20 protein-coding genes, 2 tRNA genes and 1 other RNA gene are annotated in these 20,858 nt (G+C 55.3%); 9 read left to right on the top strand and 14 right to left on the bottom strand.

Annotated elements, in window-relative coordinates:
• Positions 1-351: 351 nt before the first annotated feature.
• The 3 genes from F8R23_RS01035 to F8R23_RS01025 all read left to right on the top strand — a co-directional run bounded on the left by F8R23_RS01035 (position 352) and on the right by F8R23_RS01025 (position 918).
• A tRNA-Ser gene (locus F8R23_RS01035) sits at positions 352-441 on the top strand.
• A gap of 222 nt (positions 442-663) precedes the next feature.
• Positions 664-753 (top strand) — tRNA-Ser (locus tag F8R23_RS01030).
• A 45-nt stretch (positions 754-798) separates the two neighbouring features.
• A non-coding RNA gene (locus tag F8R23_RS01025) (RtT sRNA) lies at positions 799-918 on the top strand.
• 58 nt (positions 919-976) lie between these two features.
• Here F8R23_RS01025 and F8R23_RS01020 read toward each other — a convergent pair.
• Positions 977-1,333 carry a helix-turn-helix domain-containing protein gene (locus F8R23_RS01020; RefSeq protein ID WP_112348122.1) on the bottom strand — a complete coding sequence of 119 codons (357 nt, stop codon included), beginning with the start codon at positions 1,331-1,333 and terminating at the stop codon, positions 977-979.
• A gap of 296 nt (positions 1,334-1,629) precedes the next feature.
• On the opposite strand from F8R23_RS01020, the gene F8R23_RS01015 reads away from it, so the two are divergent.
• Positions 1,630-2,811, top strand: a complete 1,182-nt coding sequence (locus F8R23_RS01015) for an efflux RND transporter periplasmic adaptor subunit (protein ID WP_112348123.1) — start codon at positions 1,630-1,632, stop codon at positions 2,809-2,811.
• 23 nt (positions 2,812-2,834) lie between these two features.
• Positions 2,835-5,981 carry a multidrug efflux RND transporter permease subunit SdeB gene (sdeB, locus tag F8R23_RS01010; RefSeq protein ID WP_129934952.1) on the top strand — a complete coding sequence of 1,049 codons (3,147 nt, stop codon included), beginning with the start codon at positions 2,835-2,837 and terminating at the stop codon, positions 5,979-5,981.
• Positions 5,982-6,052: 71 nt separating this feature from the next.
• On the opposite strand, the gene F8R23_RS01005 is transcribed toward sdeB, so the two are convergent.
• The 9 genes from F8R23_RS01005 to hinT form a co-directional block, all read right to left on the bottom strand.
• Positions 6,053-6,538 (bottom strand): RrF2 family transcriptional regulator, encoded by a 486-nt coding sequence (locus F8R23_RS01005; RefSeq protein WP_112348124.1) that lies wholly within the window; start codon positions 6,536-6,538, stop codon positions 6,053-6,055.
• 291 nt (positions 6,539-6,829) lie between these two features.
• Positions 6,830-7,366, bottom strand: a complete 537-nt coding sequence (locus F8R23_RS01000; RefSeq protein WP_170287969.1) for a glycine zipper 2TM domain-containing protein — start codon at positions 7,364-7,366, stop codon at positions 6,830-6,832.
• Between the two features lie 349 nt (positions 7,367-7,715).
• Positions 7,716-9,020 (bottom strand): NAD(P)/FAD-dependent oxidoreductase, encoded by a 1,305-nt coding sequence (locus F8R23_RS00995; protein ID WP_112348125.1) that lies wholly within the window; start codon positions 9,018-9,020, stop codon positions 7,716-7,718.
• A gap of 332 nt (positions 9,021-9,352) precedes the next feature.
• On the bottom strand, positions 9,353-9,895 hold the full coding sequence (gene ycfP, locus F8R23_RS00990; protein WP_112348126.1) for an alpha/beta hydrolase YcfP: 543 nt from the start codon (positions 9,893-9,895) through the stop codon (positions 9,353-9,355).
• A 72-nt stretch (positions 9,896-9,967) separates the two neighbouring features.
• Positions 9,968-10,987: a beta-N-acetylhexosaminidase gene (nagZ, locus tag F8R23_RS00985; protein ID WP_112348127.1), complete on the bottom strand. Its 1,020-nt coding sequence runs from the start codon at positions 10,985-10,987 to the stop codon at positions 9,968-9,970.
• Between the two features lie 31 nt (positions 10,988-11,018).
• Positions 11,019-11,888, bottom strand: coding sequence for a phosphotransferase (locus tag F8R23_RS00980; RefSeq protein WP_151415150.1), 870 nt, complete (start codon positions 11,886-11,888; stop codon positions 11,019-11,021).
• Positions 11,869-12,453, bottom strand: a complete 585-nt coding sequence (gene lpoB, locus F8R23_RS00975; protein ID WP_099062480.1) for a penicillin-binding protein activator LpoB — start codon at positions 12,451-12,453, stop codon at positions 11,869-11,871. The genes F8R23_RS00980 and lpoB overlap by 20 nt, the downstream gene beginning before the upstream one ends.
• 27 nt (positions 12,454-12,480) lie before the next feature.
• Positions 12,481-12,870, bottom strand: a complete 390-nt coding sequence (locus tag F8R23_RS00970; RefSeq protein WP_129934954.1) for a YcfL family putative periplasmic lipoprotein — start codon at positions 12,868-12,870, stop codon at positions 12,481-12,483.
• 12 nt (positions 12,871-12,882) lie between these two features.
• Entirely contained in the window at positions 12,883-13,233 is a 351-nt protein-coding gene (gene hinT, locus F8R23_RS00965; RefSeq protein WP_020826355.1) for a purine nucleoside phosphoramidase, read from the bottom strand.
• Between the two features lie 254 nt (positions 13,234-13,487).
• Between hinT and F8R23_RS00960 the strand changes: the two genes are divergently transcribed.
• A complete protein-coding gene (locus F8R23_RS00960; protein WP_151415149.1) occupies positions 13,488-14,393 on the top strand; it encodes a transporter substrate-binding domain-containing protein in 906 nt (301 codons plus the stop codon).
• Here the strand turns inward: F8R23_RS00960 and F8R23_RS00955 are convergent.
• The gene (locus F8R23_RS00955) at positions 14,390-14,767 is read right to left on the bottom strand and encodes a winged helix-turn-helix transcriptional regulator (protein ID WP_112348132.1); all 378 of its coding nucleotides are present in this window, start codon (positions 14,765-14,767) and stop codon (positions 14,390-14,392) included. The genes F8R23_RS00960 and F8R23_RS00955 overlap by 4 nt on opposite strands.
• A gap of 99 nt (positions 14,768-14,866) precedes the next feature.
• Here F8R23_RS00955 and F8R23_RS00950 point away from each other — a divergent pair, with 99 nt between their 5' ends.
• Positions 14,867-15,613: an SDR family oxidoreductase gene (locus tag F8R23_RS00950; RefSeq protein ID WP_129934955.1), complete on the top strand. Its 747-nt coding sequence runs from the start codon at positions 14,867-14,869 to the stop codon at positions 15,611-15,613.
• A 293-nt stretch (positions 15,614-15,906) separates the two neighbouring features.
• Positions 15,907-16,182 (top strand): hypothetical protein, encoded by a 276-nt coding sequence (locus F8R23_RS00945; RefSeq protein ID WP_129938769.1) that lies wholly within the window; start codon positions 15,907-15,909, stop codon positions 16,180-16,182.
• Between the two features lie 55 nt (positions 16,183-16,237).
• Here F8R23_RS00945 and F8R23_RS00940 read toward each other — a convergent pair whose 3' ends face one another.
• The gene (locus tag F8R23_RS00940) at positions 16,238-17,542 is read right to left on the bottom strand and encodes an Nramp family divalent metal transporter (RefSeq protein WP_129934956.1); all 1,305 of its coding nucleotides are present in this window, start codon (positions 17,540-17,542) and stop codon (positions 16,238-16,240) included.
• A 229-nt stretch (positions 17,543-17,771) separates the two neighbouring features.
• Here F8R23_RS00940 and mntR point away from each other — a divergent pair, with 229 nt between their 5' ends.
• Positions 17,772-18,242, top strand: a complete 471-nt coding sequence (gene mntR, locus F8R23_RS00935; protein WP_099062487.1) for a manganese-binding transcriptional regulator MntR — start codon at positions 17,772-17,774, stop codon at positions 18,240-18,242.
• A 57-nt stretch (positions 18,243-18,299) separates the two neighbouring features.
• Here mntR and ptsG read toward each other — a convergent pair whose 3' ends face one another.
• Entirely contained in the window at positions 18,300-19,733 is a 1,434-nt protein-coding gene (ptsG, locus tag F8R23_RS00930; protein WP_099062529.1) for a PTS glucose transporter subunit IIBC, read from the bottom strand.
• Between the two features lie 338 nt (positions 19,734-20,071).
• The gene (locus tag F8R23_RS00925) at positions 20,072-20,848 is read right to left on the bottom strand and encodes a metal-dependent hydrolase (protein WP_112348136.1); all 777 of its coding nucleotides are present in this window, start codon (positions 20,846-20,848) and stop codon (positions 20,072-20,074) included.
• Between the last annotated feature and the right edge of the window lie 10 nt (positions 20,849-20,858).

Raw genomic sequence — 20,858 nt, 5'->3', positions numbered from 1 at the left:
CGGCGGTGTGATAATCCTTGCCAAAACCCCGCGCCAGCACTCTTCCATTTAGCGACACATATGACTAATAATCCAGTATTAATGCATATAAAAGCACTACTAACATCATCATTGCTGATATATTGAGCTAACGCATACTGGAGCGCTCAAATATTAGTCTGCTATATGATTTTACGCCATGCCTCCCCCATCGATTCATACGACATGGTGGCCGATCGCTCGGGAAATCAGCAAATTGCTGGAAGTTTAGCTAAACAGTCATGGTTATGTCACAAGAGGGTTGACGCTGGGATCAGATTCTCCTACATTAGCGCCCGTCGACAGCGCAATGCGTTAGCGATGAAGTAAAACGGTGAGGTGTCTGAGTGGCTGAAGGAGCACGCCTGGAAAGTGTGTATACGCGTAAGTGTATCGAGGGTTCGAACCCCTCTCTCACCGCCATATTCCACGAGAAAGCCTGAACGCAAGTTCAGGCTTTTTTGTTGTCTGCGGCACAGGGAATTACGTTGCAAAGCCTCTACTCATGCTGTTCGCCGCAGTTTTCAGCAAAGCGAACACGGCTTAAGCGGACGCACCGAAACGCAGAAATTCTGCTTGACCGGATCGCCCTCTCTCCCTATAGTAGCGCCCCGTTGCACCAGTGAGTACGCAACAACAAAATACGGTGAGGTGTCTGAGTGGCTGAAGGAGCACGCCTGGAAAGTGTGTATACGCGTAAGTGTATCGAGGGTTCGAACCCCTCCCTCACCGCCATATTTTAAAGAGAAAGTCTGGATTAACCTCCAGACTTTTTTTTGCATATCATACCGACCGGGAGGGTGAGAACCCTCGACAGGGTTTGACAAAACGCATGCGTTTTGGACCGCCAAAGGCGGCCCGTAGGGTGAGCGCAGCGAATCAACCCCTCCCTCACCGCCATATTTTAAAGAAAAAGCCTGAACGCGAGTTCAGGCTTTTTTGTTGTCTTTATTCTGCCTCAGTGCGTACGGTTAGCCGCCATAGAGGGTTGCATCACGGCGCGGCGCCAGTCACCCGGTGTTTGGCCATAGTGGCGTTTAAAACTGCGATTGAAGGATTGTTGCGAGTCAAAGCCGAGTGAGATTGCCACGCTGACGATCGGTTCACCGCTGTTGGCCAGCCGTTCCGCCGAAACTCTCAGCTTCTGCATGCGGATATATTCCCCCAGCGCATAGCCGGTCTGGCGTTTGAACATCCGTTGCAGGTGCCATTTGGAATATCCCGCTCGCCCCGCCACGGTGTTGATATCCAGCTTCTCTTCCAGATTATTGTCAATCCACTCAATCAAATCAGTAATAAAACCCGTGCTGTTCATGCTGACGCTCCCATGACATTGGCAGAGAGATCCGCTGCCCGATGTCATTACGTTGCAGCAGTTTCGCATTAAATGCAATTTTTATTATTGCATTTAATGGATGGGCACTTCTATAATCCAGCCAATTAATGCAACCGATATTGATACATTAATGTGACAAGAATATGTTTCAAAACCTAACCGTTGTGCCAATGACGGGTGCAACTGCTCTGCCGCCGGTCACAGGCCGGAGAAGTTGCCCGGATAACAGGGCCGGGTATATCGCCTGATCGTGCTCACTACTGGAAATAAAAATAATGCCAAGCCAGCTTGACTCATTGTTCCATTCACACCGCAGCCCAAACGGTATCGGTTTCAGCCTACGCCTCTCAGCCGTCGCGCTGCTGACGGTGCTGTTGGCCGGGTGTGACAACAGCGTCGCGCAAAATGCCGCGCCGCCTCCACCGGCCGTCAGCACCGCCGACGTGGTGATAAAACCCATCAGCCAGTGGGATGCCTTTAACGGTCGGATCGAGGCGGTGCAAAGCGTCCAGCTACGGCCACGGGTCTCCGGTTATATCGACAAAGTGAATTACACCGAGGGCGATGAGGTGAAGAAAGGCCAGGTGCTGTTCACCATCGACGATCGTACCTATCGCGCCGCTCGTGAACAGGCACAGGCCGAACTGGTACGGGCACGCAATCAGGCAGCACTGGCCCGCAGCGAATCCGGCCGCACCGAAAAACTGATCGGTAGCCAGGCGATTTCAACCGAGGTATGGGAACAGCGCCGCTCTTCCGCCGCACAGGCACAGAGCAACGTATTGGCGGCTCAGGCCCAGTTCGATCTGGCGCAGCTGAACCTCGACTTTACCCGGGTGATTGCGCCGATTGACGGGCGCGCCAGCCGGGCAATGATCACCGCCGGGAACCTGGTCACCACCGGCGACAGCGCCAGTGTGCTCACCACGCTGGTGTCACTCGACAAGGTTTATGTCTATTTCGACGTCGATGAAGCCACTTTCTTGCGTTATCAGAATGATGGCCGACGCACGGCAAAACTGCCAGTGAAGGTCGGGCTGGTCGGCGAAGATGGCTATCCGCATCAGGGCACCGTTGATTTCACCGACAACCAGCTGAATGCCGGTACCGGCACCATCCGCATGCGCGCCCTGCTGGAAAACGCTGACCGTCGCTTTACCCCAGGACTGTTTGCACGGGTGCAAATGCCCGGCAGTGCCGTGTTTAACGCCATGCTGATCAACGATAAATCGGTCTTGACCGATCAGGACCGCAAGTTTGTTTATATCGTCGATAAAGACGGCAAGGCGCAGCGACGCGATATCGAAGTGGGCCGGGTGGCCGACGGGTTACGTATTGTGCAAAAAGGCCTGGCTGCAGGCGACCGGGTGATCGTCGACGGTATGCAAAAAGTGTTTATGCCGGGCATGCCGGTCAATGCCAAAACCGTGGCGAACACCGCCTCCGCGCTTAACTAAGCCCCAGCAGAGGATCCTGAGCCATGGACTTTTCCCGTTTTTTCATCGACCGACCGATATTTGCCGCGGTGTTGTCGATCCTGATTTTTGTTGGCGGTGTTATCGCCATCCCGCTGCTGCCGATCAGCGAATACCCGGACGTGGTGCCGCCCAGTGTGCAGGTGCGTGCCCAATACCCGGGCGCTAACCCGAAAGAGATCGCCGAAACCGTGGCAACGCCGCTGGAAGAAGCGATCAACGGCGTCGAAAACATGATGTACATGAAGTCGGTAGCCGGTTCTGACGGCGTACTGGTGACCACCGTGACCTTCCGCCCAGGGACCGATCCGGATCAGGCGCAGGTACAGGTGCAAAACCGCGTGGCGCAGGCCGAAGCGCGCTTGCCGGAAGATGTGCGGCGACAAGGGGTGACTACCCAGAAGCAGTCCCCGGCTCTGACGCTGGTGGTGCATCTGGTCTCCCCTTCCGGCAAATACGATTCACTCTACCTGCGTAACTACGCCACCCTGAAGGTCAAGGATGAGCTGGCCCGCCTGCCGGGTATCGGCCAGGTGCAGATTTTCGGTGCCGGTGAGTACGCAATGCGCATCTGGCTGGATCCGAACAAGGTCGCCTCACGCGGGCTGACGGCCTCCGATGTGGTCTCGGCCATGCAAGAACAAAACGTGCAGGTTTCCGCCGGGCAACTGGGTGCAGAACCGATGCCGACCCGCAGCGATTATTTGCTGTCGATCAATGCGCAAGGCCGTCTGCAGACCGAGGAAGAGTTCGGTAATATCATTCTCAAAAGCGGCGACAATGGCGAGGTCGTGCGTCTGCGTGACGTGGCACGCATTGAAATGGGCTCCGGCAGCTACGCGCTGCGTGCCCAGCTCAATAATAAGGATGCGGTAGGGATCGGTATCTTCCAGGCGCCGGGCGCCAATGCCATTGAGCTGTCCAATGCTGTGCGGGCCAAAATGGCCGAGTTGTCGACCCGTTTTCCGGACGGCATGAGCTGGCAATCGCCGTACGACCCGACGGTCTTCGTGCGCGACTCGATCAGTTCGGTGGTAGATACCCTGCTCGAAGCGGTGCTGCTGGTCGTTCTGGTGGTGATTCTGTTTCTGCAAACCTGGCGTGCGTCGATCATTCCACTGCTGGCGGTGCCAATCTCGATCGTCGGTACCTTTGCGGCGCTCTATTTATTAGGCTTTTCGCTCAATACGCTGAGCCTGTTTGGGCTGGTGCTGGCCATCGGCATCGTGGTCGATGATGCCATCGTAGTGGTGGAGAACGTCGAGCGTAATATCGAAGAGGGTCTGTCACCGCTGGCGGCAGCGCATCAGGCGATGCGCGAAGTATCCGGCCCGATTATCGCCATCGCCGTCGTGCTGTGCGCGGTGTTCGTGCCCATGGCCTTCCTGTCCGGCGTAACCGGTCAGTTCTATAAACAGTTCGCCGTGACTATCGCCATTTCAACCGTGATCTCGGCTATCAACTCGTTGACCCTGTCACCGGCATTGGCGGCGTTGCTGTTGAAGCCGCATGGTGCGCCGAAAGACATGCCATCACGCCTGATTGATCGGTTGTTCGGCTGGCTGTTCCGTCCGTTTAACCGCTTCTTTGCCAGCAGTTCACAGCGTTATCAGCGTGGGGTTTCTCGGGCGCTGGGCAAACGTGGCGCTGTATTCGTAGTGTATGTGCTGCTGCTGTGCGCCGCCGGAGTGATGTTTAAAACCGTACCCGGTGGATTTATCCCGACTCAGGATAAACTTTACCTGATTGGCGGGGTGAAAATGCCGGAGGGCGCGTCGCTGGAACGTACCGACGCGGTGATCCGCAAGATGAGCGCCATCGGCCTGAGCGTGGACGGGGTAACCGATGCGGTCTCCTTCCCCGGGCTGAATGCATTGCAGTTTACCAATACGCCCAACACCGGCACCGTGTTCTTTGCGCTGGAGTCATTAAGCACCCGTACCCGCAGCGCGGCGCAGATCAATGCCGAGATCAACGCCAAGATTTCGCAGATCCAGGAAGGATTCGCCTTCTCGATTATGCCACCGCCGATCCTCGGTATTGGCCAGGGGTCGGGTTACTCGCTGTATATTCAGGACCGCGCCGGTCTGGGGTATGGTGCCTTGCAAACCGCGATCAATACGATGTCGGGCGCTATCATGCAAACGCCGGGCATGGGTTTCCCGATCTCGTCTTATCAGGCTAACGTGCCGCAGCTGGACGCGAAAATTGACCGCGACAAGGCCAAGGCACAAGGGGTACCGCTCAATGCCCTGTTCAGCACGTTACAAACCTATCTCGGTTCGTCTTATATCAATGACTTCAACCGCTATGGCCGCACCTGGAAGGTGATGGCGCAGGCCGACGGCCAGTTCCGTGACAGCGTGGAGGATATCGCCAACCTGCGCACCCGTAACGATAAGGGGGAAATGGTGCCGATTGGTAGCATGGTCAGCATCAGCACCACTTATGGCCCGGACCCGGTGATCCGCTACAACGGTTTCCCGGCGGCGGATCTGATTGGTGATGCCGATCCACGAGTGCTGTCATCGTCACAGGCGATGAGCGAACTGACGGTGATGGCCAACAAGCTGTTGCCGAACGGCATGAACATTCAGTGGACCGATCTGAGCTACCAACAGTCTACCCAGGGCAATGCGGCGATTATTGTGTTCCCGGTAGCGGTGCTGTTGGCCTTCCTGGCGCTGGCCGCGCTGTACGAAAGCTGGACGCTGCCATTGGCAGTGATCCTGATCGTACCGATGACCATGCTGTCAGCCCTGTTCGGTGTCTGGCTGACCGGCGGTGACAACAATGTGTTCGTGCAGGTGGGGCTGGTGGTATTGATGGGGCTGGCCTGTAAAAATGCCATTTTGATCGTCGAGTTCGCCCGTGAACTGGAACTACAGGGCAGAAGCATCATGGAAGCGGCACTGGAAGCCTGTCGCCTGCGACTGCGACCAATAGTGATGACCTCCATCGCCTTTATCGCCGGGACTATCCCACTGATCCTGGGGCACGGCGCCGGTGCCGAAGTCCGTGGTGTCACTGGCATCACGGTGTTTTCCGGCATGCTCGGGGTTACGCTGTTCGGGCTGTTCCTCACCCCGGTGTTCTACGTCACCCTGCGCCGTATGGTGACGCGTAAAACGCGACAACCCGCAGCAGAGTAATTCGCCTGCCCCCGCCATAAAAAAGCCCGGTTTAAAAAACCGGGCTTCTTCGTCTTGATATTTAGCGCCGCTTATTTTTCTGCCGTCTCTGCGTCTTTGACCGCAAGGGCGGTATATTCTGCGCAGGCACGTTTATCGCCCCGCTCCAGCTCGGCCAAGGCATCGGCTACCGTGTGGCGTGCCAGCACGTCCAGCGACGCTTCTTCCGCCTCATTTACCACCGACTTGAAATACCAGCAGGCATTGGCGCTGACCAGGCAACGCGCCGGCCCTTCAGGTCGGGCAGCCCAGATACGTTTATCGTCAATCACCGACAAATAGATATCCCGCAGGGTGATCTGTTCCGCCGGGCGACCCAGATGAATCGAGCCGGTACGGCCCAGGGTCGAGACAATGATGCCATTTTTGGTCAAGGGCACCATCAGCTTGCGAATAAAACTGGGGTTGGCTTCCAGACCGGCGGCAAGTACCGCGCTGGTCGAACGCACACCCAGCTTCTCAGCCACGGCCACGCTAAGTACCATTTGCATCGCAGTCGGAAAGCGAAAATCTAACATATTATTATCTCTGTCTCCGGGAGACCAAATACTCGGGTTTGGTCGGTGCGGCATTACGCCATCACACCCACTCAACTGCACAATAATATAACAAACACTGTTGCACTATTGAAGGTATGCCCGGATAAATCGCACGGATACATTAGTTCGAAAATCGCGTCAATACTGGCCTGCGGGGAAAATCACTGGCTTATAGAATGCAGAAACCCGCGTCAATATTAATGCCGCTCGCTTAACTGCGTTAAACGATCAGAACTAACACTGCCCGCGGGTTTAATTCTTATCTGTTGATTAAGCTTTGTTCAGCACCAGTTGGCCGCTTTTATCCAGCGGGATCTGAGTGCCTGGATCGTGATCCATACGGATCTTGCCCTGCTGAGTGCCAATCTTGTAGGTCACATCGTAACCCAGCATTTTCTGTGACTTGTCGTAGACCGTTTTGCAACGCTGCTGCGTGCTGGTGGTGCTGTCGTTATTCTGCATCGCACCCTGCACCTGGTTACCGGCATAACCACCGCCAAGGGCACCGACCACCGTCGCTACATCACGGCCACGACCACCACCGAACTGATGGCCAATAACACCACCGGCGACTGCCCCCAGAACCGAACCGGCAATGCGATTCTCATCCTGAACTGGCGCACGGTGAGTGACGGTCACATTTCGGCATTCCTGACGCGGAGTTTTGATGGTTTCTTTAATCGGCGTTGCAGCAAGAACCTGCGCGTATTGCGGACCGGAAGAAAAAACATCAAGACTGGCCACCGCAGCAATACCCAGAGCTGCTGCAATACCAATACCCACACCGGCTAACATTGACTTGTTCACAGGAAATCCTCCTGAAAGTGTTACCACGCATTTGTACCGGGGACTTTACCGACATTGCACCGCGCTTATTATTTTGCGCATTGGCGGCACGTGGTATTCCGGTTTACGGCGTGCGCGACGCGCCGTCTGTAAACAAGATAAAGTCTGCACAATGTTCCAGATCCTCGCAATAAGACAATGTGACCAAAGATGCCGGAAATCACGCCTCCCCCCAGTGTTTAGGAAGAATCTTAAGACTTTTACCCATAGCCACGGGACATTGTGCTGAATAATCAGCCTATCACACAGGTGCCGGCATAAAAAAACCCACGCGGGCGAACCGGCGTGGGTGGGGCTAGATCGGCGGCTGTTAGTGCATTTTCAAACGCGGGCGGATAACCCGGTTGATGCCGCCGACCAGCATCATCAGGCCGGTTTTGATATAGCCGTGCAAAGCCACCTGGTGCATACGGTACAGCGAGATGTAGACAAAGCGCGCAATGCGGCCTTCTACCATCATCGAGCCACGCATCAGGTTGCCCATCAGACTGCCAACGGTGCTGAACCGGGACAGAGATACCAGCGAGCCGTGGTCTTTATATACGTACGGCTTCAGCGTCTGACCGTTCATCAGCGCCAGAATGTTGGTAAAGCAGCGTGATGCCATCTGGTGCGCCGACTGGGCGCGTGGTGGAACAAAACCACCGCCTTCTTTCGGGCAAGAGGCGCAGTCACCAATAGCAAAAATGTTCGGATCGCGCGTGGTCTGCAGCGTGGGTTCTACCACCAGTTGATTAATGCGGTTGGTTTCCAGCCCGGCGATGTCCTTCATAAAGTCCGGCGCCTTGATACCGGCGGCCCATACCATCAGATCGGCATCGATAAATTCGCCACCCTTGGTGTTCAGGCCGTTGGCATCCGCGCTGGTCACCATGGTGTTGGTCAGCACGCGCACACCCAGTTTATTCAGTTCCTGATGTGCAGCGGCGGAAATACGCGGCGGCAACGCAGGCAGAATACGTTCACCCGCCTCGACCAGAGTCACGTTCAGCGCGCTGTTATCCAGGCCTTCAAAACCATAGCTGTGCAGTTGTTTCACCGCATTATGCAGCTCGGCGGACAGTTCCACACCAGTGGCACCGCCCCCGACGATAGCAATGTTCACCCGCTCTTTTTGCCCCGGCTGTGCCGAGAACTTGAGGAACAGGTTCAGCATTTCGTTGTGGAAACGACGCGCCTGGTGTGGGTTATCCAGGAAGATGCAGTGATCTTTTACGCCCGCGGTACCGAAATCGTTCGAAGTACTGCCCAGCGCCATTACCAGGATGTCGTAAGACAACTCGCGCTCCGGCACCAGTTCGCCGCCCTGCTCGTCGCAGATTTGCGCCAAATGCAGAGTTTGCGTTTCACGGTTAATGTTGGTCAACGAACCCAGTTGGAAGCTAAACGAGTGATTACGCGCGTGCGCCAGGTAGCTCAGCGCGTCGACGCCGTCATCCAGGGAGCCGGTTGCTACTTCATGCAGCAAGGGTTTCCACAGATGGCTGTGATTACGATCCACCAGCGTGATGTCTGCCTTGTGCTTGCGACCGAGCTTATGGCCCAGGCTGGTTGCCAGTTCCAGACCACCGGCACCACCGCCCACAATGACGATTTTTTTCTTTGGCGTTGTCAAAATAACCCCCTAAATGTGAACCAATTGTTGCCTAAGGGTAAACAAATAATATCCTTAGAATACATAGGGTTCGCTTAAAATAAACCTGCTATCTAAAGCCAGAATAGCATGTGGGGTTATTTGGTCATACCAAAATTGATGTACATCAAACTTTTTTGGTTAAAGCCTGGACGAAGGGGAATTTTGAGGATTGTGATTCAAATAGTTAGCGCTGGGTCACAGTTTTGGATTTTATCGCCCAACGGGAAAAAAACCGCTTTTTGGCAAAGAAATGCCGCAAATTTTGCCTGTTCAAAGCAATCAGTGCGGCACTCACGGGCGTTATGAAACTGTTAAGCCTGGGTCTTGAAAGCTTTGATGCGTTGCAGGTGCGGTGAGAGGTTTTTGAACTTGTGAGTCTGCTGTTCATCCCAGACAATTTCATAGTACTTGTGCAGCAGGTCGGCACTGAGTTGACTGTCCAGCACTTCGTCGTGGCGGGAAAGCACCGCCAAGCAGCGATCGCGGTTTTTCTCACGGAAATCTTCCACGCACTTGGTGGCGATATCGCGGTACTCTTCCGGCCGATCGATTTTGCCTTGCATATGTTGTTCAGGGGACAGATTGGGGTTGAAGATCACCTGCCGGATGCCGCACAGAAAGCCGATACGTTCGGCCCAAAAGCCGCCCAAGCCCACTCCGCAAATCAGCGTGTGTGGATCTCCTCCCTGCTGAACCGCCTTGTCCACCTCTTTCAACAAATGCTGCATGTCATGGCGTGGATGCAAGGTGCTGTAACTGATAAAGCGCACGTCTGGATCGATAAACTGTAGCTGTAATACCTTTTCATGATTGCCGGGGCTGGTGGAATCAAAGCCATGTAAATAGATAATCATATGGATCCTCGCAACAAGCAGAGGGCCGCGCCGCAGCCCTCATCGTTTACGCCGCATTACGACGCCCTGGGTTCACCCCGCATTACGCTGTTTGTGCTCTTCCCAGCGCTCGCTGAGCGCATTCAGCTCTTTATGCGCCTGCTGCCAGCGCGCAGAATCACGCAGCTCCTGACGGGTGAACTGACCGCGATGATATAACTGCTTCACCCGGTCTGCTTTGACCGGGGACAGGTTATCCAGCACGCTGACCGCCCCTGCACGGTTATTACACACCAGGATCATGTCACAACCGGCATCCAATGCAGCCTGGCCGCGTTCGGCATAGCTGCCCATAATCGCCGCCCCTTCCATCGACAGATCGTCCGAGAAGATAACGCCGTCAAACCCCAACTCCTGGCGCAGGATCTGTTTTAGCCAGTAAGGCGAGCCACTGGCGGGACGTGGGTCTGCTTCAGTATAGATGACATGCGCCGGCATCACGGCGTCCAGCAACTGACGATTAATCAACTCACGGAAGATCGTCATATCATGTTCGCGGATCTCCGCCAGCGGACGCGGATCTCGTGGGGTTTCTTTATGCGAATCCGCACTGACGGCACCGTGCCCCGGGAAATGCTTGCCGGTAGTTTTCATCCCGGCGCTGTGCATGCCCAGGATGAAACGCTCGGCCATCGCCAACGCCTGCTGCGGATCGCTGTGGAACGAGCGCTCGCCAATCGCCGCGCTGACGTGGCCAATATCCAACACCGGCGCGAAGCTGATGTCGATATCCTGAGCTATCATTTCCGCCGCCATCAACCAGCCGGCTTCCTGTGCCAGACGCCCGCCCTCATGCGCTTCGTTTAATGCGGCAAATGACTGCGCCGCCGGTAAACGGGTGAAACCTTCGCGGAAACGCTGCACGCGGCCGCCTTCCTGATCCACTGCCACCACCAACCGATGGTGCGAAGCTTCGCGGATCTGACGCACCAGTTCACGCAACTGCTGTGCATCGTGGAAATTACGGGTGAACAGGATCAGGCCGCCCACCAGCGGGTGTTTCAGGATCTCACGTTCTTCTGCGTCCAGCTCATAGCTGGCGACATCTAGCATTACTGGGCCCACGGCCACCTCACTTCATTATTCATTCAGAACATGGGGATATTAAACAAAAACGCCGGTGCAACACTGCGCCCCAGCGCAAAAATTCAGGATCGCCGGTTTGTTGCCAGCGTACTTCAAACCATAGCAGCATCAGATAATCTACCCACGGCAGCCAGCGCTGAACCTGTGCGTGCAGCAAGGGTAAATCTGAGTAGCCAGTGCGAACATATTGCTGCAAATAACGCTGTTGGTCGGCGGGCGGCCAGGCGTTACCGCGAAACAGCGCGGCGATGTCCAGCGCGATATCTCCGTCGGCCGCATACTCCCAATCAATCAAACGCAGGCGATCGCCATCGGCGATCAAATTGCCAGGGTGAATATCCATATGCAGCGGTGCCCGTTTCAGCGGCGTTGGCGGGCGACGATGCAGGAAGTGTTGATGCAGTCGTAGCCAAGCGGGCGTCAGGCGCTGTGGATCCAACTGCGGCCAATAGTGTGCGAATTGCCGCTGCAGGTCCAGGGAGTAGCCACTCAGCGGCTGTCGATGCAAGCCCGCCATTAACGCCGCTAAATCTCCGCACTTATTCAGTTGAGCGAACTCCGCCGCTGTGACAACGTCACCATCGAGCCACTGCAAGATAATCCACTGATTATTCTGCGCTAAAACCTGCGGACCAATCCCCTTGCCCGCACGGCACAGCATCCGCGCTTCACGTCGACGACTGACGCCCAACGCGCTTTTCTCTGCGCTTTGCTGGCGGGCCAAGAGTTGTACACCCTCGCCTTCAACGCGCCAGCTTTCACCGGTCAGGCCCTGCACCGGGCTGAAACGACAACCGGCGGTTTTCACCGCCGGCAGTTGGTTCTCAATCAGTCTTCGCAGGGCGGCTTCAGTGTGTAACGGCGCCATTGCCTGACCAGACGATTTCACCGCTTTGTACCAGCATCAGTTGCATATCCAGCGTAGGTGACTTCACGTCGCCGCTGACGTCGCTGTACAGCACGTACTGTGCGCTGACGATCCGCGCCAGGCCAATTGCCTTGCTGCGTGACCCCAGGCTGTCATCCACCGACAGGCCCAGCGTCTGTTTGGCGCTTGCCAACTGCGCTTCCGGTACGATGGAGAAGGTCTGATTCGACGCCAACGCTTTGTGCAGTGCGGATGTCGCTTTCGAAGTCTGCAGTGCGCCGTTGGTGTTGTTTTTCACGCTGTCCAGCAGCAGTACGCTGCCCGGATTGACGCCGTCGGCTTTCAGCATCTGGTTCACCAGCGGCTGTACACTGCTCAGCCAGTCGAGCTGCTGAATTTTTGGCGGCTGCGGTACCGGTTCGGTGACCGGCGGTTGTGGCTCTTCGACCGGTGGCTTCACCGGCTCAACGGTCACTGGCGGTTGCGGTTGTTCCGGCTCCGGCGGGCGCGACAGACAGCCGGTTAACACCAACGCAGCCAGCGCTACAAATAGATACTTTTTCATTAATTCCTCTCTCACTGGACCAAGAGTTTACAAGAATAGATACAGACGCACGCGTTTGGCATCGAGGTTGCCATTGAGCGAATAAATGGTAGCGTCTGAATTTGGCGCAATAGTGATACTACGTGGCGCTTCAAAAGGCCGAATATCCAGCCCCTGATCGTCATACCAGTAAAAACGATAGTGCACCGTTACCGGCGTGGGTTGACTGTTGCTGAGTTCCGAAGTCGCCATCACGCGCCCGGAGGCATTCGAGATCGACGGATTGTCAGCCAGAATGCCCGCAGTCAGCACCGGCGAGTCCATCACTACCGTCTGTCGATCGTTGACCGCAATGCCGCGCGGGCTACTGCAGCCCATCAGTATGACGGCGGGTAACGTCAGCGCCATCAGACAACACAGGGTTTTGCTAGAGCGCATGATTTTCCTCGGTTAGCGAGACAGCAGCGGCCCCAACGAACGGCCACCGACCAAATGCATATGAATATGATAGACCTCCTGGCCAGCATGGCGATTGCAGTTAACAATCAGGCGGTAACCGTCTTCGGCGATGCCTTCCTGCTCGGCAATTTTCGCCGCAGCGGTGATCATGCGGCCGAGCGCAGCTTCATGTTCGACGGTGACATCATTGATGGTAGGGATCAACACATTGGGGACGATCAGAATATGGGTCGGAGCCTGAGGTGAGATATCACGGAAAGCGGTGACCAGTTCGTCCTGGTAGACCACATCAGCAGGGATTTCGCGGCGGATAATTTTACTGAAAATCGTTTCTTCGGCCATCTGGCGTTCCTTGTAGAGGAAAATAAGCTGTACGCAGTATGAGTGACAAATTCTACTGCTTTCAACCTGATTGCGCACTTTCCGTGTTGAGTGATGCAGAATCAGACAACCGGTCAGGGTCATCGCGCCACTGTCAGAGTTGCCCGGCGGCAATCATCTGATTTTTTTCACTTTGGTTATTCACTATTGTTGCTTTACTTGCCTGTTGCCGCCGCCAATAGTAACCCTATGATTAACAACGGATAGAGAACAACATGCGATTCAAAACCCTGGCGTTGTGCACGCTGCTGCTGTGCGGCCATGCCGCAGCTGAAACCAAAAGTATTATTGACCTGCAGGCCAATCAGCAACATTTGCGTGCGGCGAAAAATCCAGCCGCGGTGGCACTGATCCCGGCTAATTATCCTTTTGCCGTACCGGGCAAGCTAACCGTAGCGGTGGCGTCTGAAAATTCCCCGCCACTGGCGCTGTTTGCCGAAGACAATAAAACGCTGATTGGCAGCGACCCGGATATTGCACAACTGGTGGCGGACAGCCTGGGGCTAGAGCTTAATCTGGTACCCACCTCCTGGGAAGACTGGCCACTCGGGATCAACTCGGGCAAGTACGATGCCGCCATTTTCAATATTGCCGTGACCAAGCTGCGCAAAACCAAGTTTGATTTCGCCACCTACCGCGTGGATACGCTGGGCTTTTATGTGAAATCCACCAGCAAAATCACCTCAATCAACCAGCCCGCGGACGTTGCCGGGCTGCGGATTATTGTCGGCTCGGGGACCAATCAGGAAAACATCCTGCTTGGCTGGGATAAGCAGAACCGTGCCAACGGCCTGGCACCGGTGCAGCCGATTTATGTCACCGATGACGCCGCCGCCAACCTGAGCATTCAGTCCGGACGCACCGACGCATTCTTCGGCCCACACTCCACCGGTGCCTATAAGGCGGCGCTGACCGGCAAAACCAAAATGGTTGGGATTGGTCCAAACGTGGCCTACGTGGCGGTGACAACCAAAAAAGATAACGGTCTGGTTGCAGCCATCAACGCCGCCATCAATGGGGTGATCGTCAGCGGCGAATATGCCCAGGTGCTGGACCGTTGGGGTGAACACGATGAAAAAGTCCCACGTTCCACCATCAACCCGCCGGGCATTGGCGACTAATCCGCAATCAACTGCGGTGCGTGTGTACGCATCCAATTCGCCAACGAGTCGAGCGTCGGACGCAACGTTTTACCCAGCGGCGTAATCTGGTATTCAACTCGCGGAGGAACCTCCGGGAACACCTGCCGCGTGACCAGACCGCGTTGTTCAAACTGCCGCAGTTGCCGCGTGAGCTCTTTCTGGGCGATCGGTGCCACTGCGCGTTGCAGCTCGCTGAATCGCACCGGGCTGTCGATCAGTATCAGTCGGTAGAGGATAGGAATCGCCCATTTCCCTGCCACCAGATTCACGAAACCCACCATCGGGCAAGGTTCGCCCGCTGCCGGTAACGCCGCTAAATTTTTTTCCGCTGTCGAAAGCCCGGAGTTGGTCATTTCATCCCACCTTGTCCTTTAGTATCCAAAAGGTGCCTACTATGCAAAAGGTACTATAGCGCAAATAATGGCTGCATCGATAACAAACGGGAGTGGGCTATGTCACGACTTAAAGGTAAATACGCGTTAATCACCGGCGGCACCAGTGGGATTGGTCTGGAAACGGCGCGCCAGTTTATTGCCGAAGGTGCAACCGTGGCGATCACCGGCCGCAGCCAAAGCGGCCTCGACGCGGCGGGTGAAGCTTTGGGCAACGTGTTGTTGTTGCGCAGCGATGCCGGGGATATTGCCCAACAGCGCGATTTGGCGCAACAGTTGGCAAGCCATTGGCCGCGTCTCGATGTACTGTACATCAATGCTGGCGACGTCACCCACCACCCGTTGCAGGAGTGGGATGAGCAGAGCTATCAGCGGTTAATGGACATCAATCTCAAGGGACCGTTCTTTCTGATCCAGTCACTGTTGCCACAGTTGGCTAATCCGGCGTCGATTATTTTGTGTGGCTCGGTCAGCGCGCATATTGGCCTGCCTTTAAGCAACGTTTACGCCGCCAGCAAAGCCGGCCTGCTGTCGCTGGCCCGAACGCTGTCCGGTGAACTGCATCCGCGCGGTATCCGGGTTAATGGCCTCAGCCCCGGCCCGACAGAAACCCCGGCGCTGGGCAAGCTCGGGTTGAAGGATGCCGATGAGCAGGCTTTGCGTGACGAGATCCGCGCACTGGTGCCGATCGGCCGCATGGGCACGGCGCTGGAGCTGGCAAAGGCGGCGGTGTTTTTGGCCTCTGACGAATCCGCCTTTATGGTCGGCAGCGAATTGTTGATCGACGGAGGTGTGGGGAATTTGTAATAGCACAGAATAAATATCCAGGGCTTACTCGCGAGACATTAAATCAATGGTGTTAATTATTTCATTTGCAATAAACTCACATACCCCGTAAGCAATTGCGGGCTCCGCTTACATTACTGCGGCCACTCTGGCTGGTGCCACTGCCTACACTGATCTAACAGGGCGCATTGTGGATCCCTTATCGCCAGCCAGAACCCGACTGACCCTAGCTATCCCTCTCCCTCGTTATATTTTCCTGATAACGCCATGCATTCCCTAACCGGGTGCCATGGACATAAGTGGAGGTTAAGACGATGAGACTACAAAACCTGATTAATGTCGCACTGCTGTTGATGCCGATGGCTTTAGGCGGCCTGGCCCAGGCCAACGATCAGACCATCCCCTGGGGGGAAAATACTGGCGGGGTGGAATCCAACCACATTGCTGCTGTTGGTCAGAATCTGAATGCCACACATCAGAAAGTGACCAAAACCCAGGAAGGTGTGTGGGCGGCAAATACCGGCAGCATTTCCGCCGACGAGAAGGCCCTGACCGGTGGTCAGAACCCACAGCAGAAAACGACGCCTTAACGGGATTAATCACGAGGCGATAAGCCGTGACAGCAAGCACTGCACGGCTTACCGATCAGCCCAGACCGGGGATAGCGACGCCGAAGGTCTGCAGCAGTAACACCATATTGAGCGAAAGAATGATCACCGTACCTATGATTGACAGCAGGCTGGTCAGGCGGCCATTCACAAACTCACCCATAATGTCGCGGCGACGGGTAAACATCACCAACGCAATCATCGGGGCCGGCAGTGCCAGGCTTAGTACCACCTGGCTGTAAACCAGAGCATCAGTGGCATTAACCCCTAACGCGACCACGATAAATGCCGGGATCATGGTCACCATACGACGTACCCACACAGGGATACGGAAACCGACAAACCCCTGCATGATCATCTGGCCCGCCATAGTGCCCACCACCGAGCTGGAAATACCGGAGGCAATCAGCGACATCAGGAAGATACCGGCGGCAGCCGCACCAAACAATGGGGTCAGCGTATGGTATGCCGTACCAATTTCTGCCACATCACTATTCCCGGCATGGAAGGCGCTGGAGGCCATAATCACCATGGCAATATTCACCAGCCCGGCGATAGACAGCGCAATGACCACCTCAATATTGGAAAAACGCAGCAGTTTGCGACGTTCGCCCTTGTCACTGGCCGGCGCACGGTGCTGGGTCAGGCCAGAGTGCAGGAAAATAGCGTGCGGCATCACGGTAGCACCAATGATGCCGACGGCAATGGTCAGTGCCTGCGCATCCGGCAATTGCGGCGTGACCATGCCCATGCCCGCGGCCGCCCAATCGACCGGCACGATAAACATCTCGACCAGATAACACAGGGCAATCACCGCGACCAACCCACCGATCATCAGTTCAACCGGACGAAAGCCTTTCTTCTCCACCATCAGCAAGGCATAGGTGATCACTGCCGTCACTCCCATCCCTGGCAACAGTGGCATATGGAACAGTAACGCCAGCGCTATTGCACCACCGAGGAACTCAGCCAGATCGGTAGCCATTGCCGCCACTTCGCTGAGTATCCACATGCCGATCACTACCGGGCGCGAAAATTGGTCACGGCACATTTCCGCCAAATTGCGGTTGGTGACGATGCCCAGCTTGGCCGACAGCGCCTGAAACAGCATGGCGATCAGGTTTGCCATCACCACCACCCATAACAGGCTATAGCCGTATTTCGAACCGGCTTGAATATTGGTGGCGAAATTACCGGGGTCCATATAAGCAATAGAGGCAATCACCGCGGGGCCGGCGAACAGCAGCGGCGTAAATGCACCCCGCTTGCGCCCGGCAAGTGCGTTACCAATTGCCGTATTGGTTCGTTCGGTTAACGATGTGGTGGTTGCCGCATCACGCATGATTTACCCTCAATCTTTTTCTGGTTATTTTTCACCCAACACTCACAGCAATGTAGCATCGGCTACACTTTATGCAAAATGGAAGATTCACTGCCTTTGTGTACAAATATTTCTTATTGTCATCGAATGCACCAGCCGAATTGATAATGCGTCGCCTTTGGACTAACGTATGGCGGAACTGCATTAACCTGCAACTTACTGGTTTAACGTTTAAAGGACGTCTCAGAATATGGCAACAAGCGCACCAGACGACGCCGAACGCCCCGTGGTGGCTGAAATGCCGGACGAGGCTGAACATGCCCTGCGGTTCACCCGCGCTCGTGAGGCGCAGTCTAATGCGCTGATCGAGGATTATGTCGAGCTGATTGCCGACCTGTTGATGACCACCCGCGAAGCCAGAACCACCGATATCGCCAAGCGCTTTGGCGTTTCGCATCCGACCGCGATCAAAAATATCGCCCGGCTGAAAAGTGCTGGTCTGGTGGAGTCACGTCCTTATCGTGGGGTTTTTCTGACGGAAGAAGGTGAACAACTGGCGCAGAAGGTACGCCGCCGTCACCGTATCGTGGTTGATCTGCTGGTGTGTCTCGGTGTGCCGAATGATACGGCGGAGCTGGACAGTGAAGGGATTGAACATCACATTTCTAACGACACCCTGGCGGTGTTTGAACAGTACCTGCAAAAGCACTCAGTAAAATAAATCCTCGCCAATAAAAAAGGGAGGCTTTCGCCTCCCTTTGAAACTCCCCTACCTGAATTAATGATTACGGATGTATTCGTCCATATCCGTTTTCAGGTTGTCAGATTTGGTACCAAAGATAGCCTGAACACCCGAGCCTGCGACAACTACGCCGGCAGCACCCAGTTTTTTCAAGCCAGCCTGGTCAACCTTGCTCACGTCCGCCACGCTAACGCGCAGACGGGTGATGCAGGCATCCAGGTTGGTGATGTTGTCTTTACCGCCGAAAGCCTGTACCAACGCCGCAGACATTTCAGAACCGCCCTGTGCAACTTGCTCAGAAATCGTGTCTTCACGACCCGGGGTTTTCAGATCCAGCTTGGCAATCAGCACGCGGAAGATGGTGTAGTACACCAGACCGTAGATGATACCGACGATTGGGAACAGCCAGATTTTGCTGCTGTTGCCGCTCAGAACGATAAAGTCGATCAGACCGTGTGAGAAGCTGGTGCCGTCACGCATCCCCAACAGGATACAGATCGGGAACGCCAGGCCAGCCAGGATGGCATGGATTGCGTACAGGATCGGCGCAACGAACATGAAGGAGAACTCGATCGGCTCGGTGATACCGGTCAGGAACGAGGTCAGCGCAGCGGAGATCATGATACCGCCGACTTTTGCGCGGTTTTCCGGCTTGGCTGAGTGCCAGATGGCAATCGCAGCGGCAGGCAGACCGTACATTTTAAACAGGAAGCCACCGGACAGTTTACCCGCAGTTGGGTCACCCGCCATATAACGTGGAATATCGCCGTGGAACACCTGACCCGCTGCGTTGGTGTATTCACCAATCTGCATTTGGAACGGCACGTTCCAGATATGGTGCAGACCGAACGGCACCAGCGCACGTTCAACCACGCCGTAGATACCAAACGCCACGACCGGGTTCTGATAAGCCGCCCACTGGGAGAAGGTCTGGATAGCCGTACCGATTGGAGGCCAGATGAAGGACAACACTACGCCCAGAACGATTGCCGCCAGGCCGGAAATAATCGGCACAAAGCGCTTACCGGCAAAGAAGCCCAGGTATTCCGGCAATTGAATGCGGAAGAAGCGGTTAAACATATAGGCAGCGATGGAGCCGGAGATAATCCCCCCGAGCACACCGGTATCCGCCAGGTGTTTGGCCGCAATCTCTTCAGCCGGCAGGTGCAGCACCAGCGGTGCTACCACCGCCATGGTTTTCACCATGATGCCGTAAGCCACTACTGCGGCTAACGCGGAAACACCGTCGTTATTGGTGAAGCCCAGGGCAACACCGATGGCAAAAATCAGCGGCATGTTGGCGAAAACGGAACCGCCGGCTTCCGCCATCACGTGTGAGACTACCGCAGGTAGCCAGCTAAAGTTGGCGGAACCGACGCCCAGCAGGATACCTGCGATAGGCAATACGGATACCGGCAGCATTAGCGACTTACCTACTTTTTGCAGGTTTGCAAATGCGTTCTTGAACATAGTTGAGTGTGCTCCTGAGTAATAGTGCTTTGCTACTTTTCGCGATTCTTCGCGTTGCAAGGGGGGGAGAAAAAACCCCTGCAATTCAGGGTGTCTGAGCACCCCTTGAATTATTACGCAGAGTAAAATAAATAGGCTGCGCAATGTTTGATGACAGTCACGTTTCGATGAACAAAACCGGGCATTTTTCTTATATCGCCTATTTTTCGTCAAAAGAGAGCAAAAAACGCCCGCACCTCGCCCGAAAACGGGTGGGAACATTACCCGTTTCGGCGATTAATTACGAGCTTAAAAAAAATTCAGATTTCGTTGACCCCAGCTATAGCCTAGGCCAAAGCTCAGAGTTCGATGTGAAATAAGCGTGAAAAGTTGGCGGTAGTGGTTTCGGCCAGCGTTTCCAGGCTCACGCCCTTCAATACCGCCATGTATTCAGCCACATCGCGCACATAGGCAGGTTGGTTTTCTTTGCCGCGATGCGGCACCGGTGCCAGATACGGCGAATCAGTTTCCACCAGAATACGATCCAGCGGCACGTAGCGCGCTACCTCACGCAGTTGTTCTGCGTTGCGGAAGGTCAAAATGCCGGAGAAGGAAATGTAGAATCCCAGATCCAGCAAGGCCTCCGCGGTAGCACAATCTTCAGTAAAGCAGTGCAACACACCGCCGCAGTCCTGGGCATTTTCTTCACGCAGGATCGCCAGCGTGTCTTCACGCGCATCGCGGGTATGCACGATCACCGGTTTGTTCAGATCACGACCGATGCGGATATGTTCACGAAACGACGCTTGTTGCAGTTCGAGATTATCTTTCTGATAGAAATAATCCAGCCCGGTTTCACCCAGTGCCACTACCTGCTCTGCCGCCGCCAAACGGCGCAGCTCAGCGTAATCGTAACCTCCTTCCAGATTGAGTGGATGTACCCCACAGGAGAACGCCACGTCGTCGCGAGTGCCAATCAACTGCGTCATTGCCTGATAGCCCGGCAAGGTGGTAGCGACCGCCAACACGTAGCCCACATCGCGCGCCTTGGCCTTCGCCAGGGCATCATCTACGTTTTGGTGCAGCGTTTGGTAATCCAGGCCGTCAAGGTGACAATGAGAATCTACTAACAACATAATATTTAAC

Origin of the sequence: Serratia proteamaculans, assembly GCF_008830365.1 — a bacterium.
Taxonomy (GTDB): domain Bacteria; phylum Pseudomonadota; class Gammaproteobacteria; order Enterobacterales; family Enterobacteriaceae; genus Serratia; species Serratia proteamaculans.
This window is presented reverse-complemented; position numbering and strand designations above follow the sequence as displayed.

Coding starts and splice junctions, on each gene's coding strand:
- F8R23_RS01020 (WP_112348122.1), bottom strand. CDS start 1,333: ATGAACAGCACGGGTTTTATTACTGATTTGATTGAGTGGATTGACAAT.
- F8R23_RS01015 (WP_112348123.1), top strand. CDS start 1,630: ATGCCAAGCCAGCTTGACTCATTGTTCCATTCACACCGCAGCCCAAAC.
- sdeB (WP_129934952.1), top strand. CDS start 2,835: ATGGACTTTTCCCGTTTTTTCATCGACCGACCGATATTTGCCGCGGTG.
- F8R23_RS01005 (WP_112348124.1), bottom strand. CDS start 6,538: ATGTTAGATTTTCGCTTTCCGACTGCGATGCAAATGGTACTTAGCGTG.
- ycfP (WP_112348126.1), bottom strand. CDS start 9,895: ATGATTATCTATTTACATGGCTTTGATTCCACCAGCCCCGGCAATCAT.
- nagZ (WP_112348127.1), bottom strand. CDS start 10,987: ATGCTAGATGTCGCCAGCTATGAGCTGGACGCAGAAGAACGTGAGATC.
- F8R23_RS00980 (WP_151415150.1), bottom strand. CDS start 11,888: ATGGCGCCGTTACACACTGAAGCCGCCCTGCGAAGACTGATTGAGAAC.
- lpoB (WP_099062480.1), bottom strand. CDS start 12,453: ATGAAAAAGTATCTATTTGTAGCGCTGGCTGCGTTGGTGTTAACCGGC.
- F8R23_RS00970 (WP_129934954.1), bottom strand. CDS start 12,870: ATGCGCTCTAGCAAAACCCTGTGTTGTCTGATGGCGCTGACGTTACCC.
- hinT (WP_020826355.1), bottom strand. CDS start 13,233: ATGGCCGAAGAAACGATTTTCAGTAAAATTATCCGCCGCGAAATCCCT.
- F8R23_RS00960 (WP_151415149.1), top strand. CDS start 13,488: ATGCGATTCAAAACCCTGGCGTTGTGCACGCTGCTGCTGTGCGGCCAT.
- F8R23_RS00955 (WP_112348132.1), bottom strand. CDS start 14,767: ATGACCAACTCCGGGCTTTCGACAGCGGAAAAAAATTTAGCGGCGTTA.
- F8R23_RS00950 (WP_129934955.1), top strand. CDS start 14,867: ATGTCACGACTTAAAGGTAAATACGCGTTAATCACCGGCGGCACCAGT.
- F8R23_RS00945 (WP_129938769.1), top strand. CDS start 15,907: ATGAGACTACAAAACCTGATTAATGTCGCACTGCTGTTGATGCCGATG.
- F8R23_RS00940 (WP_129934956.1), bottom strand. CDS start 17,542: ATGCGTGATGCGGCAACCACCACATCGTTAACCGAACGAACCAATACG.
- mntR (WP_099062487.1), top strand. CDS start 17,772: ATGGCAACAAGCGCACCAGACGACGCCGAACGCCCCGTGGTGGCTGAA.
- ptsG (WP_099062529.1), bottom strand. CDS start 19,733: ATGTTCAAGAACGCATTTGCAAACCTGCAAAAAGTAGGTAAGTCGCTA.
- F8R23_RS00925 (WP_112348136.1), bottom strand. CDS start 20,848: ATGTTGTTAGTAGATTCTCATTGTCACCTTGACGGCCTGGATTACCAA.